A 15,201-nucleotide genomic window follows, 5' to 3' on the forward strand; every position below is an offset into this window, starting at 1 on the left:
CCTTCGCCTTCGCCGTGCGTTTCACCGCCGCCCCCTGCCCGCGCTTCGAGCCGGCTTCAGGAGCGGCAGCCGCTACGTCGCGCTGCGCGTGCCATTGCTCGAGCAGCGTGCGCGTCTGTTCGGCGATCGTGTCGATCAGCAGTGCCGCGCGCTCGCCCTCGAATGCCTCCCATTCGAGCAACTGCAGCGCCGAACGCTGCGCGATGTGGAACACGGTGATCTGCCCGAACAGGCTCAGCGCGCGCAAGCGCGTGACCGGATCGTCGGCCGGCCGCCCCGAGATGCGGCCGATCAGTTCGGCGCTCACGTCGTTGAGCGGCTTGCGCATGCGCGTCATCAGGATTTCGCTCGCGCTCGCCGGCTCCTGGCCGCCTTGTTCGCGCGCGAAGAACATCCGCTGGTTCATCGTCTTCGGCGCCGTGAACATCCGGTCCGACAGCGCGCGCAGCAGCCCGACGAACGCGTCGATCAGCACGTCGACGTCCGCGTCCGCATCGAGCATCGCCCACGCATGGCCGACCGACGGTGCGAACACCTCCCAGCCGTGCTCCGCGATCGTCTCCACGCACGCGCGGTACACGCCTTCCTTGTTCTCGAAGTAGTACTGGAGCGCCGGCGCGTTCACGCCGGCCATCGCGGCGATCTCGCGTGTCGATGCACCCGCGAACCCGCGCTCGCCGAACAGTTCGATCGCCGCCTCGATGATCCGCTGGCGCGTTTCGTCGCCGCGGGCGTAGCCGCCCGCCGACGTACGGCGCAGCTTCTTCGCTTCGTTCATGCCTTCCTCGTCATTCGATCGACCGACATTCTACTTGACACAATTTTATCAACTGGAATAATTCTTCCACCTGGAATAAATTGGATGTCAGCATGTCGACGCTGCAAGACCCGCCACAGAAAGCAAATCGTCAGGAAACCGGAACAACTCCGCGCAACGGCAAGGTCGGATCGAAACGACGCATCCTGCTCGTCGCCGCCGTGCTCGCGGCCATCGGCGGCGCCGTCTGGCTCGGTCGCTGGTGGACGGTCGACCGCTTCATCGAAAGCACCAACGACGCGTACCTGCAGGCGGACAGCATGACCGCCGCGCCGAAGGTCGCCGGCTACGTGACGGACGTGTATGTGCGCGACAACCAGGCCGTGAAGGCCGGCGATCCGCTCGTGCGGCTCGACGTCCGCCAGTACCAGGTCGCGCTCGCGCAATCGCTGGCGACCGTCGACGCGCGACGCGCGGATATCACGCGCGCCGAGGCCGACATCAGCCAGCAGCACGCGAATCTCGACCAGGCCGACGCGCAGGCGAAGGTGTCGCGGATCAACGCGCAGCACGCCAGCGACGAATACACGCGCTATGCGCCGCTCGCGGCGACCGGTGCGGAAACGCACGAACGCGTGGCCGACCTGAAGAGCACCCGCGATCAGGCGGCCGCGACGCTCGCCGCGAACCAAGCGTCGATCGCTGCCGCGCGCACGCAGATCGCGTCGTTCACCGCGCAGCTCCAGCAGGCACGCGCGCAGCTCGAAGCCGCGCAGGCCAGCGCCGCGCAGGCGCAGCTCGATCTCGACAACACGATCGTGCGCAGCACCCTCGCCGGCCGCGTCGGCGATCGCACGGTGCGGGTCGGCCAATACGTGCAGCCCGGCACGCGCCTGCTGACCGTGGTGCCCGTCGACGCGATCTACCTCGTCGCGAACTTCAAGGAAACGCAGATCGGCAACATGCGCATCGGCCAACCCGTCGAACTGCACGTCGACGCATTGCCGGACGGCGCGTTGTCCGGCGTCGTCGACAGCTTCGCGCCCGGCACGGGCGCGCAGTTCGCGCTGCTGCCGCCCGAAAACGCAACCGGCAACTTCACGAAGATCGTCCAGCGCGTGCCGGTGCGCATCCGCCTCGCCGCGAACGCCCGCGCGCAGCGCATGCTGCTGCCGGGGCTGTCGGTGACGGTCGATGTCGATACCCGCTCGACCCGCGACGAGACGCACCATGGCTGAACCGTCCGCCACGATGCCGGTGCCGCCGCACGAAGGCCGCGCAAGCGTGACCGACTGGATCGCGGTCGCGGCCGGCGCGCTCGGCGCGCTGATGGCGACGCTCGACATCTCGATCACGAACTCCGCACTGCCGCAGATCCAGGGCGAAATCGGCGCGACCGGCACCGAAGGCACGTGGATCTCGACCGGCTACCTGATGTCGGAGATCGTGATGATCCCGCTCGCCGCATGGCTCACGCGCGTGTTCGGGCTGCGCAATTTCCTGCTGACGAACTCCGCGCTGTTCATCGCGTTCTCGATGATGTGCGGCTGGTCGCATTCGCTGCCGATGATGATCGCCGGCCGGATCGGCCAGGGCTTCACGGGCGGTGCGCTGATCCCGACCGCGCAGACCATCATCCGCACGCGGCTGCCGCTGTCGCAGTTGCCGGTCGGCATGACGCTGTTCGGCCTGATCGTGCTGCTCGGGCCGCTGTTCGGCCCCGTGCTCGGCGGCTGGCTTGCGGAGAACGTCAGCTGGAGCTGGTGCTTTTTCCTGAACCTGCCGGTGTGCCTGTTGCTGATGGCGCTGTTGATATTCGGGCTGCCGTCGGACCGCCCGCAATGGCACGCATTCTTGAACGCGGACTGGCTCGGGATCTTCGGCCTCGCAATCGGGCTGAGTTCGCTCACCGTCGTGCTCGAGGAAGGCCAGCGCGAACGCTGGTTCGAATCGCAGATGATCGTCATGCTGAGCCTGGTGTCGCTCGCCGGCATGATCCTGATCGCGTTGTCGCAGATCTTCGCGAAGCGGCCGATCATGCGGCTGTCGCTGATGCGCAACCCGCGCTATGCGAGCGTGATCGTGATCGTGTCCGCGGTCGGTGCCGGGCTGTACGGCGTGTCCTACCTGCTGCCGCAGTTCCTCGCGCTCGTCGCCGGCTACAACGCGGAACAGGCGGGCGCGATCATGCTGCTGTCGGGGCTGCCTGCCTTTCTCGTGATGCCGATCCTGCCGCGCCTGCTCGGCAAGGTCGATTTCCGCATCCTCGTGATTGCGGGGCTGCTCCTGTTCTGCCTGAGTTGCATGCTCGACATCAGCCTGACCGCGCAAAGTGTCGGCCACGACTTCGTCTGGTCGCAGCTGATCCGCGGCGTCGCGCAGATGCTCGCGATGATGCCGCTCAACCAGGCATCGATGGCGGCCGTCGCGCGCGAAGACTCGGGCGACGCGGCCGGGCTCTACAACATGGCGCGCAATCTCGGCGGCTCGATCGGGCTCGCGATCATCGGTACCGTGATCGACCGGCGCACGACCTTCCATACGGCCGCGCTCCGCGAATCGGTGACGGCCAACTCGCTGATCGGGCAGGACCGGCTGTCGGCCTATGCGGCCAACTGGTTCGCGCACACCGGCGACCTCGCGTATTCGAACATGCGCGCGCTCGGGCAACTGGCGCAGCAGATCCAGATCCAGGCCGTCGTGATGACCTATTCCGAAACCTTTTATCTGCTGGGCCTCGCACTGCTCGCCTGCGTACCGCTCGCGCTGCTGTTGAGAACGCCTCGCGGGCCGCAGCCGATGTCGTCCGGCCACTGAACCGTCTTACGCGATGAAACCCTTCTCCCTGCCCCGTCGCCCTGTGCTCACGCTGTGCGCGGCCGCGTGCCTGCTCGCCGGCTGCACGGTCGGCCCCGATTATCGCGGCGCGCCCGCCGCGCCCGATGCACCGACCTTCGTGCGCGCGCCGGCCTCCGGCGTCGACACCACTGCCCCCGCGCCGAGCGCGTGGTGGCATGCGCTCAACGATCGCCAGCTCGACGACCTGATCACCGCCGCACTCGTGTACAACCCCGACCTGCACGCTGCGCAGGCACGCTTGCGCGCATCGCGCGCGCAGCTCTCGCAACAGCGCGCGGCGCAGTTGCCGAAATCGTCGGCCACCGTTGCCGCGATCCGCATGCGCGAGCCGGACGTCAGCGCGCTCGGTTCGCTGCTGCCGTCGAACGGCTCGAACCAGGCGGGCGGCACGTCACCGTCGCTGGGCGGCTCGGGTCCGCTGCAGCTCTATTCGGCGGGCTTCGACGCAACCTGGGAAGTCGACCTGTTCGGCGGCACGCGCCGCGCGGTCGAGGCCGCGTCCGCGCAGGCGGAAGCAGTCGACGCCGATCTCGCCGATACGCAGGTGTCGATCGCGGCCGAAGTCGCGAACGCGTATGTCGACCTGCGCGACCAGCAGCAGCGGCTGGCGCTGTCGCGGCGCACCGCCGAGTTGCAGCAACAGATGCTCGAACTCACGCAGCAGCGTCGCGCGCGCGGCGTTGCCGCCGATGTCGACATCGAACGCCTGACGACGCAAGTCGAAAACACGCGCGCATCGCTGATCCCGCTCGACGCGCAGGTGACGGAATCGCTCGACCGGCTCGCGATCCTGACGGGCCGCGCGCCGGGTGCGCTCGACGCAACACTGTCGACACCGGAGGCACTGCTGCCAACGCTACCCGGCAGCATCGCGATCGGCGATCCGGCCACGCTGCTGAAACAGCGCCCCGACATTCGCGCGGCCGAGCGCCGGCTCGCGTCGAGCAATGCGCAGATCGGCGAGCACGTCGCCGATTATTTCCCGAAGGTGACGCTGCTCGGCGATCTCGGCTTCAGCGCGACGGATCCGGGCCACCTGTTCCGCAAGCAGAACTTCACCTGGGTCGGTGCGCCCTATCTGCAATGGAACATTCTCGACTTCGGGCGCACGCGCGGCGCGGTGCGCGCGGCCGAAGCATCGCGCGACGAAGCGGAAGCGAATTATCAGAAGTCGGTGCTCAGTGCCTTGCAGGATGCCAACACGGCATTGCAGCGCTACGGGCACCAGCGCGAGCACGTCGTTGCGCTCACCAAGGTGCAGACGTCGGCCGTGCATTCCCGATCGCTGATGGACGAGCGCTATCGCGCGGGCGTCGCATCGATGATCGACCTGCTCGATACGCAACGCGAAGCGCTGTCCGCGCAGCAGAACGTGATTGCCGGGCAAGCCGAACTGATCAAGGACTACGTGTCGCTGCAGAAGAGCCTCGGGCTCGGCTGGCAGGCAAGTGCGGGGTGACGGTGAGTTCGTGCCGACCGCCGACATCTCGAATTCGCCACGCTGTTCAATCGATTCGAACTGATCCCGCGCCTCGTCGCACATGGTGCGAATCCGAATGATGTCGACCGGCGCGGCAAGATGCTGCTGCAGCTCGCGCAGTCGCACGACAACACGGAAGCTGTTGACGCGCTACGGCATGCCGGCGCCGGACATTAAAAAGCAGGATTCCTGCTTATTTCAGGTAACGCGGGGGACAATGAAGCAATCTCTTGCACCATCCGCAACATCACGCGGACTCAGAAAAACTCGTCGAGCAGCCGGTAGAAAGCGATCCGATCCGGATCGGGATGTTCAATCCCGTATCGCGCGAAGAAAGGCGTGACCCATTCGCCACCGAGATCCGCTTCGATATCACGCGCCGCCAGCGCCAGATCCTGATAGCGATCGGACACGCCGAGGCGTCCGCAGTCGATGAAGCCCGAGAAGCGACCGTCTTCGACCATGAAGTTGGGCAGACACGCGTCACCGTGCGTCACGACCCTGTCCTCGCTCGACGGCCGGCTCGCCTGAAGCCTGGCGAACAGTTCGTCGAGCGGTACGCCCGTATTCGCATCGTCGAGGTTGCTCTCATCGACGCGCCCCGCGTGCATCCGCGCACGGGCACGCTCGATGCGAGACGCAGCGCCGTGATCGAACGGGCAGGTTGCCGGATCGAGCCGATGCAGCGCCCGCAGTACGTCGGCAATGATCGCGACCTTCGCCGCCGGCGCGAGCTGCGCGACTTCGAGATTTTCGCCGCGCACGGCACTCAGCAGCATCCACTCGCGCCCCGCCGCCGACGCCACGTCGAGCACCTGCGCACCCGGCAAGCCCGTCGTCGCCAGCCAGCGCAGTCGCGCCGCCTCGTCACGCAGTTCGCCCAGCGGCCCCGCCGGTTCGGTCTTGATGAACCGGCGCGATCCGTCGCGCGCATCGAGCCGGAACACCGCGGCATCCGACTGCCCTTCCGTCTGTCGCGTCCATCGGCCATCTGCCAGCGCGGCCTTCCAGGTCGCGGGCACTTCGATGCAAAACTTGTCGTTATCGATCACGTCAGGTTCGATCCTCGTTAAATGGGCCGACATGCGCAAGGTTAGACGCCTCGGCAATTCATGCCCCGCTTCCTGCTGCCCGCAAACTCGACTTTCGCCGCCGCGCCCCCGCGATTCGAGTCACGCCTCGAACACGATTGGCCCACTGCGCCCATTACGCGTCGAACCGGAAACGATCGGCAAATCGCATTCAGCATTACTTTCTTTGTCGACTCCGAATATTACAAATTACTGCCAATATTTTCAAAAACATTGCACTTATTCGCTTTAATTTAGTTTCATATAATCAAAAAAAGTTTGACACCTCGCTTTCGTTCTTGATACCGTCCGATGCAAGCAATCTGACGAATTGCTCACTACACAATCGCTTCCGCTCTACGTTTTTTCGCTTCCGCCGCACCGAAGTGCTCGCCGCCGGCTGTATCGTTCGCGCACCGGCACATGCAACATCCCGATGCATCTCATTGGACAACTGCCATCCGGCAGCAGGCCGAAGGATCGAACCAAATGAGCAGGACACCGAAACTGTTGCTCTAGCCATCCCGCCCGCGCCATTCCCGGCGCCGTTGCGCCGTTTCGCGGCGCAGCCTTCCCGTTACCGCGCTTTCCGTATTTCGCCTCCGGAGAAAAAACACCTTTCCGGATCGGGCGAAAGGCCCTGTCGCGTCCGCGCCATCCGCACGCGTGCGACAGAAATCGGCGGTGCATGATCCGCACCGCTGTCGACCGTTGTTGTTCGTGCCGTTCGATGTTCAACCGGAGGGGTAATTCAAATGAACCAGGTTGCAGACAAGAAACAAAAGCACAATCGCTTCGTCAAGCTCGCATTCGCCGCCGCAGCAGTTGCGTCGTTCGGCATCTCAACCGTCCACGCCGCGCCTGCGGCCGGCTGGACGGAAACGCGCACCAAGGGCTTCCTGCCGCTCGTGCAGCAGAGCGAAGCCGGCACGGCCGGCGCGCCTGCCGCGAGCACGGCCGCCGCTGCAGCGGCAGCTGTCGAGATGGCGCCGGGCGAATCGGTCGACATCGTGCTCGGTCTGAATTTGCGCAATGAAGCACAACTCGACCAATACCTGCACGACCTGCATACGCCTGGTTCATCGCATTACCGGCAGTTCCTCACGCCGGCGCAGTTCGCCGCGCAATATGCGCCGACCGACCAGCAGGTCGCTTCGGTCGTCGCGCATCTGCGCAAGGCGGGCTTCGTGAACATCGTGGTCGCGCCGAACCGCCTGCTGGTATCTGCGTCCGGCACCGCGGCGACCATCCAGTCCGCGTTCCGCACGACGCTCAAGCGTTTCACGCGTAACGGCCGCAGCGTCTATGCGAATACCGATGCCGCGCAAGTGCCGAACGCGATCGGCGGCGTCGTGGGCGCGGTGCTCGGCCTGCAGAACGTCGAGCTGATGCACACGGGCGCGGGCAGCCAGCCGCAAGGCAACACCAGCAACCTGACGATTCCGGCCGGTGCATCGGCGGTGCCGCACTACCCGACCGAATTCTCGTCGATCTACGGCGGCGACGGTACGCCGACGGCCTCGCAGACCACCGTCGGCATCATCTCCGAAGGCGACCTGTCGCAGACCGTGAGCGACCTCAATACGTTCGCCGCGAACAACAGCCTCGGCACGATCAGCAGCAGCATCGTGAAGACGGGTCCGTCCGGCAGCACTTACACCGACACCGACGGCACCGTCGAATGGAACCTCGACAGCCAGTCGATCGTCGGCGCGGCCGGCGGCAGCGTGAAGCAGGTCGTGTTCTACGTCGCACCGTCGATGACGCTCACGGCGATCACCGCCGCATACAACAAGGCCGTGACCGACAACGTCGCGAAGGTGATCAACGTGTCGCTCGGCGTGTGCGAATCGTCCGCGAACAGCACCGGCTCGCAGGCGACCGACGACACGATCTTCAAGCAGGCGATCGCGCAAGGGCAGACCTTCTCGGTATCCGCCGGCGACCACGGTGCGTACGAATGCGCGAGCGGCACGCCGTCACGCTCGACCTACACGGTGAGCGAGCCGGCAACGTCGCCGTACGTGATCGCGGTGGGCGGCACGACGCTGTTCACGAATACGTCGACCAATGCGTACAACAGCGAGATCGTCTGGAACGATCCGAGCTGGCAGCCGGGCACCGTGTGGTCGACGGGCGGCGGGTACAGCAAGTACGAAGCCGCGCCGTCGTGGCAATCGTCGAGCCTCACGGGATCGACCAAGCGCGCACTGCCTGACGTCGGCTTCGACGCGGACCTGCGCACCGGCGCGATTCTCGTCGTGAACGGCCAGACGTCCGACACGCTGTGGGGCTCGGGCTACCTGAACAACGAAGGCGGGACGAGCCTTGCCGCGCCGATCTTCACGGGCATCTGGGCGCGCTTGCAGTCCGCGAACAACAATGCGCTCGGGTTCCCCGCGTCGAGCATCTACAAGTACTTCCCGAGCAACGCGGCGCTGCTGCATGACGTCACGTCCGGCAACAACGGCAGCGGCACCTACGGCTACAAGGCGAAGGCCGGCTGGGACGCGACGACGGGCTTCGGCAGCGTGAACATCTCGAAGCTGAACGCGTTCATCCAGAGCACGCCGGATTTCGCACGCTGATGCACCGATGACCGCCCCGGTTCCGCGTGCGCGCCGTAGCGCACGCGGAACCGGATGTGATCGTTTGAACGACCCGCGAGCGCTGCCAAGCTCTCGCGGTTTTTTTGCGTTCCGCGCAATCTCGCGGCGCAGCATCCGGCGCGACGACGCACTCGCCGACCTTGCAATCGTTGCGCGAGCAACTTTCAGATCAATTACGCGGACAGTGCCAGCCCGCTTACGGACTGCAAGGTACACACTGTTACACAACACCCGGACAACTTCCGCGCGTGTCACGCGTTTAACTGGATATATCGATTCGTCGCGGGACAACACCATGCGAACACGACCTTGCCGCCTGCCCCGGCCAATGACCCCGGGGCATGCGCTGACGGTCGCGGCACAGTGCTCAAGCCGATCGCGCAGCCCGCGTGCCTGCCAACGCCGACACAACACCGAACAAACAACATGAACAACACACGTGCACACCGCCCTGTCAGAACGCTGATCGCGTCGTCCCTCGTCGTGTCGCTGCTCGGCCTCTCGGCCTGCAACAAGAACGGCGACAACACCACCGCAACACCGGCCAGCGACGCGAGCGCGGCCGCGGTGGCCCAGCCCGCTTCGACGCCGGTCGCCTACACGCCGCCGACCGCCGATCAGCTCTACCAGATGGTCGCGCCGGTCGCACTGTTCCCCGACAAGCTCGTCGCGCTGGTGCTGGCGGGTGCAACGTACCCGGACCAGGTCACGGCCGCCAATAACTGGGGCATGCAGAATCCGTCGTTGAAAGGACAGGCACTCGCAACCGCCGCCGATACGCAGCCGTGGGATCCGTCCGTCAAGGCCTTGACCGCGTTCCCCGCGGTGCTGTCGCAGATGGCGTCGAACCCGGCCTGGACCACGTCGCTCGGCCAGGCGTACTACAACGATCCGACCGACGTGATGAACGCGATCCAGGCGATGCGTCAGCGCGCGCAGACATCCGGCCATCTCCGCTCGGGCGGCCAGATGCGCGTCACGCAAGTCGCGCAGGCCGCACCGTCCGGCTATACGCCGGCCACCGACGCGCCCGTGGTCTACGCCGGGCCGGCCATCGTGCCGCCGCCCGCGCAGGCCATCGAGATCGAATCAACCCAGCCCGACGTCGTCTATGTCCCGTCTTACAACCCGACGGTCGTCTACGGCGAGCCGGTTTCGTCGTACCCCGGCTACGTGTATCGGCCGCCTTCATACAGCACGGATGAAGTCGTTGCCGCCAGCGTGATCACGTTCGGCGTCGGTATCGCCGTCGGCGCCGCGATCTTCGGCCACCACGACTGGGGCTGGCATGCATGGGGCATGAACTGGGGCGCGCCGCGTCCGGAAGGCCCCGGCTGGAACGGCGGCTGGCAGCGCCCGGCCGTGGTGTACAACCACACCACGTACGTGTCGAAGTCGACCACCGTGATCAACAACATCACCAATATCCGCAACACGCGGATCACGAACAACTACGGCGGCAACGTCACCAACAACACGACGAACACGACGATCGAACGCAACACGATGCAGCCGGGCGCGACGCCGATGCGTGGGCAGGTCATGGAGCAGCGCCCGGGTGCCGTGCCGATGACGATGCCGCACTTCGGCGCGAACGATACGCGCCCCGGCGCGCGGCCGTCGCCCGACGCATTCGCGCAGAACCGCGCGAACGAACCGCATGCCGAAACACCGGCGCCGCATGCGCCCGGCGCGATGCGTGACGAGCGCCAGCAGGCGCTGCAGCAGGAGCGCGCCGCGCAGGAAAATCGCGCAGCCGCGCAGCAACAGCAATTGCAGCAACAGCAGCGCAACGAGGCACTGCAGCAACGCGAGGAACTGCAACAGCGCAACGCGGCACAACAGCAGCAACGCGCGGAAATGCAGCAACACAACGCAGCGGAGCAACAGCAGCGCGAGGAGATGCAGCAACACAATGCGGCGCAGCAGCAGGAGCGCGAAGCCATGCAACAACGTAACGAGGCTCAGCAGCAACTGCACAAGGAGACGCCGCCGCACAACGAAGCGCATCCTCAGGAACACGCGGCACCGCCGCCGCGGCAACCGGCCGCCGAGCACGCGCCCGCACCGCATCCGCGCCCTGCGGAATCGCAACCGCCGCACGAGACGCATGAGCATCGCACCGAGTGAAACGCCCCCCGTCACGACGGCGCGACATTCGCGCTGTCGGCCGGCGAAGGTCGCGTCTCATTGCCATGCGAAAGCAACACGGCTCAAGACGCCGCGCGCGGCCGCTTTCCGCAAAACCGCGCGGCCTTGTCGCGCAACTCACTCGACCCAGTTGCGGACGTAGTCCGGCACCGGCATGTTGCCGTCGGCATGAACCGGTGCGCCGCGCGTCGTCTTCAGCGGCAGGATCCCCGTCCAGACAGCGAGCGCGAGATCTTCGTCCTTGTCGGACGGCATTGAATCACTGACTTTCACGGCAGCTTCCTCGAGCGCAATCCGCAGCACGCTGGTCGCATTGAGTTCGTTCTCGTTGCCGGGCCGCGCGTCATGCTTGCGACCGGGCGCAATCTTGTCCATCAATGCATCCAGCGCCAGCAGCTTGTCCGCACTCCCCTCCACCCTCTCGAACTGCCCGTAGATCACCGCGGATCGGTAATTCATCGAATGGTTGAAGGCCGACCTGGCCAACACGAGACCGTCCAGCAACGTAATCGCGACGGAGGCCTGTGCACCCGCCGACAGCGCCTTGATCATCCGGCTGCCGTTGGACCCGTGAATATAGAGGTAATCGCCCCGTCTCCAGTGCGCGGTCGGGATGCAATGCGTGTCCTCGCCTGCACCGAACGCGATATGGCAGACGTAGGCCTCGTCCACGATGCGATGAAGCATCGTGCGATCGCGGTTCGCCAGTTCCGGCAGACGGCGAATGGTGGTGCGGGACGTGGGAGAGATGACGGTCTGGTCTTGCATGTTTCGTGTTCCTGTTCGCGTGCCCTTGCACGCATCGAGTGGCCCGCGTTCCGACACCGCGCGGGCATCCACCCTGAATATATTTGTACTCCGAAGTTGATCGAATCGGATGCGTGCGACTTCCACGGCTGAGCCGACCTGTCGATCGGCCCATCGACAGTCGCTTGCCAAATCGATCAAAATACGCGCGTGCCGCTATCCTGGACGATCGCCGGAAAACCCCCACGCCGGCCGGCACCGCGAGAACGTGAACGATACGATGCGCGTCGAATCTTCAAAAGAACCAGCTCAACGAAAAATTCTGGAACCAGCCCATGGATCTCGCGCTGCTCATCTCATCGCTTTCCAGACAGGACGGCACGACCCGACACAGCCAGCAGGAAGCGCTCTACCGGAGCCTGCGCAACATGCTGCTCGACGGACACATTCCGTCCGGCACACGGCTCGTGTCGACGCGCGTGCTCGCGGCGGAGCTGGGCATCGCGCGCAATTCGGCCGTCTATGCGTACGAGCGCCTTGCCGAGGAGGGTTTCGTCGCGGCCACGCGCAACGGTACGATCACGCTATGGGATGGATGCGGCCGCTCGAGCGCCGGGCTCGCAAGCGGCCCGGCCCCGGTTCAATTGTCCGAGCGTGTGCACGGGCTGGAGAACGCCGATCCCGAACCCGAACGCATGCTGCCGTTCGTGCCCGGCCTTCCGTCGCTCGATGAATTCCCCGTTACCCGATGGCGGCGTTGCATCGAGCGCGCATGGAAAGTCATCAAGCCCGCGCAGCTCGCATACGGCCCGGTCGAAGGGCTATCCGAATTGCGGCGCGCCGTGGCCGCCTACATCCGGGTCTCGCGAGGCGTGCGCTGCGAAACAGGCCAGGTATTCATCACCGACGGTACGCAAAGCAGCCTCGAACTGTGCGCGCGCATGCTGGCGAATCCCGGTGAATTCGGCTGGCTCGAGAACCCCTGCTACAACGGCGCCCGAACCGCATTCCGGTCGACCGGCCTGGATCTCGTGCCGATCGAGGTCGACCACGAAGGGATGGCGCCGACCGATGAACAGTGGCGCACCCGGCCGCCCCGGCTGATCTATACGACGCCATCGCATCAGTACCCGCTTGGCGCGCTGATGAGCCCCCGGCGGCGCGCGGCGCTCGTCGAGCATGCACGTACATGCGGCGCGTGGATCATCGAGGACGATTACGACAGCGAGTTCCGCCACGGCGGCCAACCGCTGCCCGCGATCCAGGGCCTGCATGCCGACGCACCGGTCTGCTATCTCGGCACCTTCAGCAAGACGATGTTTCCCGCTCTGCGGCTCGGCTTCATGGTGGTTCCGCCGGTTTTGGTCGAGCGCTTCACCCGAACGCTGCGCGAACTCGTCCATCGCGGCCACTCGGCCGACCAACTGGCGATGGCCGAATTCATCGACACCGGCCTTTTTGCGCGGCACCTGCGCAAGATGAGGATGCTGTACGCCGAGCGGCGGAGCAGCCTCGAAGCGGCACTCGCCCGCCACCTCGGCACTGCGCTGAGCGTTCGGGACAGTCCGGGCGGCATGCATCTGTCGGCGGATCTCGCGATGCCGCTGCACGATACCGACGTCGCCCGCGCCGCAGCCGCGCGTGGCCTGCTGCTTCAGCCGCTGAGCAGCTATCGGGTCGGCGACGGCCGGCCGTACAACGGCTTCGTGCTGGGATACGCCGGCCTGAACGATACGACGATCGAGACCGCGACGATGCAGCTCGCGGCCGTCATCGAGCAGCACGGCCACACGCGTTGCTGAGCGTCGCGCGCGGCGTCGCCGCTCACAGTTGCGATTCGATCGGGAGCAGCCCGAGAAACCAGATTTCCATCCGCCGCGCGGCCGACACTTCCGGCTCGTGATCGAGCTCCGTGACCTTCCCGTCCGAATCGGTCTGAATCCACTTGAGCCGCCCTTTGCCCGCCGGATCGGTCCGCGGCTCGACCCGCCACGCAATTCGATCGAGCCGTGCTTCCAGATCGTTGGCCACCTGCGACGCAATCGCCGGACTCTCGCAGTAAACGCCGATTTCCGTATTGAGGTTCAGCGAGCGCGGATCGAGATTCATCGATCCGATGAAAATGCTCTTGTGGTCGAACACGTAGGTCTTCGCATGCAGCGATGCGCGCGACGACCCGATGATCACCTGCTTCGAAATGCTCTTGTCGCCCGACGGCCGCCGTTCGTACAGCCGCACGCCGGCCGCCACGAGATCGCTGCGGTATTGCCGGTAGCCCGCATGCACGGCCGCCACGTCGGTCGACGCGAGCGAGTTGGTCAGCACGGTTACGCGCACGCCGCGGGCCGTCAGCGCGCGCAACCGCTCGACGACCTCCCTGCCCGGCACGAAATACGGCGACACGATCAGCAGGTCATGCTCAGGCTGCAATGCGAGCGCCCGCAACTGCGGCATCAGGTGCCCGTCGCTGTCCTTCGGCGCGTGCGCGATCTTCGACGGATCGTCGTACAGCACCGTCGCGTGGCCCCACGACAGTTCCGTGCCAGCCCCGTGAACAATCTGGTCGAGCCGTTGCCTCGCCTCGAGTACGTACGGATTGTCCTCCATGGTCCTCAGGTAGTCGCGCAACCGTTCACGCTCGCGGTCCAGCCCGCCCGGCGCCGCATCGTGTCCGACCAGCGCATCGATCGGATACGCGTACGGGGAATTCCAGAACGTGTCGAATTCGGTCGAGATGTTCTTCACGACCGGGCCGTGGACGACGACATCGAGGTCGCCGAATTCCAGCATCGACGATGCGCCGAAATACTCGTCGCCGATATTGCGGCCGCCGATGATCGCTGCCTGGTTGTCCGCGATCATCGCCTTGTTGTGCATGCGCCGGTTGACGCGCGAGAACTCGAACACCGTGCCGATCTTCTTGAACCGGCGTGTGGCGACCGGATTGAACAAGCGGATCTCGATGTTCGGATGCGAACTGATCTCGAGCAGCTTGCGGTCGTCCGCGTTCGTGCCGAGATCGTCGAGCAGCGCACGGACGCGCACGCCGCGATCGGCCGCGCGAATGATCGCATCGGCCAGTTCGTGCCCGGTCAGGTCGTCGTGCCAGATGTAGTACTGAAGGTCGAGCGAGCGGTCCGCGCGATCGGCAAGCAACACGCGCGCATCCAGCGCGTCGACCGGATCGGTCAGCAGATGAAACGCGTCCTGCCCTGGATGCGTACTGGCCTGCTTCTGGAACGCGGCACCCAGCCGCGTGTTGTCGGTATCGGTGTACGCATGTGTCGGCGCGCGATCGGCCTGCGGCGGCAGGCTCGCGCATGCAACGAGCGCCAGCAACGAAAGAATCGCACCCCACGAACGCAGCATGGTCATGATTGCCGCCCCACTCCCGGCCGAAGTCTGTTTGTTCTCGCCGCCGGATGGATCGCGGGGCTGTCTGGTTTTCCTTCGGCCGCAACCGGTGTTGCGTGCGAAACGGCCGCGCTACAGCATACTTCGATTGCCAGCGGAGCGGCACCGTCTCGG

At 65.6% G+C, this 15,201-nt stretch carries 12 protein-coding genes; 8 read left to right on the forward strand and 4 right to left on the reverse strand.

Features of this window, described 5'->3' with window-relative positions; genetic code table 11:
* Window positions 1–778 (reverse strand): CerR family C-terminal domain-containing protein (locus JYJ84_RS13505; RefSeq protein ID WP_240201856.1); only part of this gene is annotated, 778 nt, incomplete at its 3' end.
* Between the two features lie 92 nt (window positions 779–870).
* Between JYJ84_RS13505 and JYJ84_RS13510 the strand changes: the two genes are divergently transcribed.
* Genes JYJ84_RS13510 through JYJ84_RS38525 form a run of 4 tightly spaced genes read left to right on the forward strand, consistent with a single transcriptional unit; the run spans window position 871 to window position 5,273 of the window.
* Complete coding sequence (locus tag JYJ84_RS13510; RefSeq protein ID WP_175222882.1) at window positions 871–1,995, forward strand: HlyD family secretion protein; 1,125 nt, start codon at window positions 871–873, stop codon at window positions 1,993–1,995.
* Window positions 1,988–3,574, forward strand: coding sequence for an MDR family MFS transporter (locus JYJ84_RS13515; protein WP_175222881.1), 1,587 nt, complete (start codon window positions 1,988–1,990; stop codon window positions 3,572–3,574). Before JYJ84_RS13510 ends, JYJ84_RS13515 begins: the two co-directional genes overlap by 8 nt.
* Before the next feature lie 13 nt (window positions 3,575–3,587).
* Window positions 3,588–5,075: an efflux transporter outer membrane subunit gene (locus tag JYJ84_RS13520; RefSeq protein ID WP_175222880.1), complete on the forward strand. Its 1,488-nt coding sequence runs from the start codon at window positions 3,588–3,590 to the stop codon at window positions 5,073–5,075.
* A gap of 42 nt (window positions 5,076–5,117) precedes the next feature.
* Window positions 5,118–5,273 (forward strand): ankyrin repeat domain-containing protein, encoded by a 156-nt coding sequence (locus JYJ84_RS38525; protein ID WP_374102102.1) that lies wholly within the window; start codon window positions 5,118–5,120, stop codon window positions 5,271–5,273.
* Window positions 5,274–5,353: 80 nt separating this feature from the next.
* Here JYJ84_RS38525 and JYJ84_RS13525 read toward each other — a convergent pair whose 3' ends face one another.
* Entirely contained in the window at window positions 5,354–6,148 is a 795-nt protein-coding gene (locus tag JYJ84_RS13525) for an APH(3')-II family aminoglycoside O-phosphotransferase (RefSeq protein ID WP_205169074.1), read from the reverse strand.
* Between the two features lie 137 nt (window positions 6,149–6,285).
* On the opposite strand from JYJ84_RS13525, the gene JYJ84_RS13530 reads away from it, so the two are divergent.
* From JYJ84_RS13530 to JYJ84_RS13540, 3 genes are all read left to right on the forward strand, one after another.
* Window positions 6,286–6,858 (forward strand): hypothetical protein, encoded by a 573-nt coding sequence (locus JYJ84_RS13530; protein WP_175222879.1) that lies wholly within the window; start codon window positions 6,286–6,288, stop codon window positions 6,856–6,858.
* A 63-nt stretch (window positions 6,859–6,921) separates the two neighbouring features.
* Window positions 6,922–8,754, forward strand: a complete 1,833-nt coding sequence (locus JYJ84_RS13535) for a protease pro-enzyme activation domain-containing protein (protein WP_174960802.1) — start codon at window positions 6,922–6,924, stop codon at window positions 8,752–8,754.
* A 447-nt stretch (window positions 8,755–9,201) separates the two neighbouring features.
* Window positions 9,202–10,905 carry a DUF3300 domain-containing protein gene (locus tag JYJ84_RS13540; protein WP_175222878.1) on the forward strand — a complete coding sequence of 568 codons (1,704 nt, stop codon included), beginning with the start codon at window positions 9,202–9,204 and terminating at the stop codon, window positions 10,903–10,905.
* Window positions 10,906–11,043: 138 nt separating this feature from the next.
* On the opposite strand, the gene JYJ84_RS13545 is transcribed toward JYJ84_RS13540, so the two are convergent.
* Window positions 11,044–11,694 (reverse strand): pyridoxamine 5'-phosphate oxidase family protein, encoded by a 651-nt coding sequence (locus tag JYJ84_RS13545; protein WP_175222877.1) that lies wholly within the window; start codon window positions 11,692–11,694, stop codon window positions 11,044–11,046.
* 314 nt (window positions 11,695–12,008) lie between these two features.
* Here JYJ84_RS13545 and JYJ84_RS13550 point away from each other — a divergent pair, with 314 nt between their 5' ends.
* Window positions 12,009–13,475 carry a PLP-dependent aminotransferase family protein gene (locus tag JYJ84_RS13550; protein WP_175222876.1) on the forward strand — a complete coding sequence of 489 codons (1,467 nt, stop codon included), beginning with the start codon at window positions 12,009–12,011 and terminating at the stop codon, window positions 13,473–13,475.
* A 22-nt stretch (window positions 13,476–13,497) separates the two neighbouring features.
* Here the strand turns inward: JYJ84_RS13550 and JYJ84_RS13555 are convergent, their stop codons facing one another.
* The gene (locus JYJ84_RS13555; protein ID WP_175222875.1) at window positions 13,498–15,048 is read right to left on the reverse strand and encodes a phospholipase D family protein; all 1,551 of its coding nucleotides are present in this window, start codon (window positions 15,046–15,048) and stop codon (window positions 13,498–13,500) included.
* Window positions 15,049–15,201 lie beyond the last annotated feature (153 nt).

Origin of the sequence: Burkholderia sp. LMG 13014 (assembly GCF_905232215.1) — a bacterium.
Taxonomy (GTDB): domain Bacteria; phylum Pseudomonadota; class Gammaproteobacteria; order Burkholderiales; family Burkholderiaceae; genus Burkholderia.